2 protein-coding genes are annotated in these 2,426 nt (G+C 67.5%); one reads left to right on the top strand and one right to left on the bottom strand.

What is annotated here, in order from left to right; genetic code table 11:
• Positions 1-618 precede the first annotated feature (618 nt).
• Positions 619-900, top strand: coding sequence for a putative quinol monooxygenase (locus IE95_RS0118210; protein WP_030153608.1), 282 nt, complete (start codon positions 619-621; stop codon positions 898-900).
• A gap of 313 nt (positions 901-1,213) precedes the next feature.
• On the opposite strand, the gene IE95_RS0118205 is transcribed toward IE95_RS0118210, so the two are convergent.
• Positions 1,214-1,993 (bottom strand): TrmH family RNA methyltransferase, encoded by a 780-nt coding sequence (locus IE95_RS0118205; protein WP_240666443.1) that lies wholly within the window; start codon positions 1,991-1,993, stop codon positions 1,214-1,216.
• Between the last annotated feature and the right edge of the window lie 433 nt (positions 1,994-2,426).

Raw genomic sequence — 2,426 nt, 5'->3', positions numbered from 1 at the left:
ATGGCTACAAACCGAAAACATGACGTTTTCAATTCATACCAAAAAGTAGTCTCCACACGAACACACAACACACACCAAACGATGCGCGCCACACGCCCATGCAGGACAATTGGCATTAACTATCAAGCACACTGTTGAGTTCTCAAGCAACCGACACGCACCGACTCCAACCCACCATGGGCCTTCACTCGGGGCAACTTGTTAATCTTATCAGACTCTCCGGGGCGTTCCAACCTCGCGATTTCTCGTGAAGTGAGCCGCACAAGCCGACCAGATTCCCTACTCCTCAAGGAAACAAGTATCCCCAGGAATCTTCAGGAAGTGTGGTTCACCCGGGGGATCCAGCCACTTCGCGGCGGCTCCGAAGAGCTTCGCAGTGGTGTCTGTTCCTCCCTGCCGGGCTGACTCAGAGAACATTACGGTGGTCGAGGGCCAACGGTCAAACCCGTGCCCCGTGACCCCCGTCACCGGGCGCCGGCAGGTCGCCATCGGGGCCCATACGGCCCGGCGCAACCGACGACACTCCCTCGACCGCACCGGTAGCGTCGAGGCATGAGCCTCTCCACGGACACCCGTAGTCCCTACCCCGGCCGACACCGCCCGGATGACGGAGTGCCCGTGCGAGTGCTCGTTCCCTGCTCGGTCGACGAACGGCACCAGCCTCGTGCACTCGAGGTCTACCGCGAGCTGGTCGACGCGACCAGGCAGGAGGCCGGCTGCCTGTCGTACGAGCTCCTCCAGCGCATGGACGACGCGACCCGGTTCGTCCTCGTCGAGGAGTGGAAGTCGCAGGACGATCTCGACGCCCACACCCGGACGGAGCACTTCGTGCGACTCGTGGCGGAGCTCGAGCAGCTCGAGAAGGCCGCACCTGCTGAGCTCTACCGACGCGTTCTCTAGGACGCGATCACCCCGGGAGATGCGGGGACCCGGGTCTCCGACGGTCTCCGCCCCCCGTCTACGGACGACGGACCGCGCGTCCCGCAGCCAGATTCCTATCGTGTCGACACCCGCGACGGTCTTCCCCACCTTCCGGTCGACCCTGTGCAACAACGCCCGACAGGGTGCTCGCGCTCGATCCAGCTCCGGTTGGCGCCCCAGGGCGTCGGCGCCCCAGACACGATGCGGCGCCCGACCGTGCCCGTAGCACGACCGGCACCTCCGACGCCGCCCCTCCCGAGACCGGCCTGGCCCCCCGTGCAGCCGACGACTGCTATCTCGCCGAACGCTGCCGGCGTGCCTCGTAGAGGACGATCGAGGCGGCGTTCGCGGCGTTGAGCGAGCTGGCCGCACCGGCCATCGGGATGCTGAGAGTGACGTCCGCAGCGTCGCGCCATGCACGGGACAGGCCCGCGGTCTCGTTGCCCACGAGGAGCAGCACGGGCTGAGTCAGGTCGAACGCCGAGATCTCGGCGTCACCGTTCTCGTCCGTCGCCGCGACCACGACCGGCACGCCGGCCGCACGCTGGTCCTCGACCCACTCCACGACGTCGTGGGGCGATGCGGCCCTCACCGTCGGTACGGCGAAGAAGGAACCCGTCGAAGCGCGGACGGACTTCGGGTCGTACGCGTCCGCGGCGTGCCCGGTGGTGATCACGCCGTGCGCACCGAGGGCGTCCGCCGAGCGGATGATCGACCCGATGTTGCCGGGCTGCGTGGGGCGGTCGAACACCAGGCCCAGGAAGTCCTGCCGCACGGAGATACGGGTCAGGTCGTCGGGGGCCATGCCGACGACGGCCAGCACCTCGGCCGCGCCCTCGGTCTTCTCGCTGAGCTCGGCCAGCAGGTCCGCCGACATCGCCACCTTCTCGGCGTGAGGCTGTGACGCGAGCAGGTCCCTGGCCCAGGGCGAGAGAGAGCGGTCGGCGTCGTACAGCAGGGCACGGATCTCCCACCCGTGCTGGATCGCCAGGTTCATCGGCCGCACCCCCTGCACGATGAACTCTCCTGCGCGGTGACGCTTGGAGCGGTTGGACAGGAGCGTCTGCAGCACCTGAAATCGAGCATTGCGTGCGCTGATACGGGTGACCACGTGTTCCTCCGGGGGCGTGGCAGCATCGGGGTCGGGCCGCCTGACTCGAAGGCTACCGGCTCGTCGCACGGCTCGGAGCCGGGTCGTCCCCGCCGGCTAGCGACTGTGGCGAGAGGGGTGCAGGCAGCAGTGGTTCTGGCCGACGCCCCACGCCTCACAGCCCGCTGACAGCGTTCTGCACAGGGGGTCGCCTTCCGCGCACGAGGCGCGTGCCGGAACGCGAAAGAGCCCCGTGACACGTGACGGTGTCCGGGACTGGGGCTTCGGTGGGGCGTGGCGTCGCGCGCGTGGTGAGTCCGGGTATGCCAAAGGCCCACCCCGTGTGGGGTGGGCCTTTGGTGAATGGTTGTCCGGCGGCGACCTACTCTCCCACCCCGTCTCCAGGGCAGTACCA

The organism is Oerskovia turbata, assembly GCF_000718325.1.
GTDB lineage: Bacteria > Actinomycetota > Actinomycetes > Actinomycetales > Cellulomonadaceae > Oerskovia > Oerskovia turbata.
Note: the sequence above shows the minus strand (reverse complement) of the source record. Positions and strands in the feature narration are given on the sequence as shown.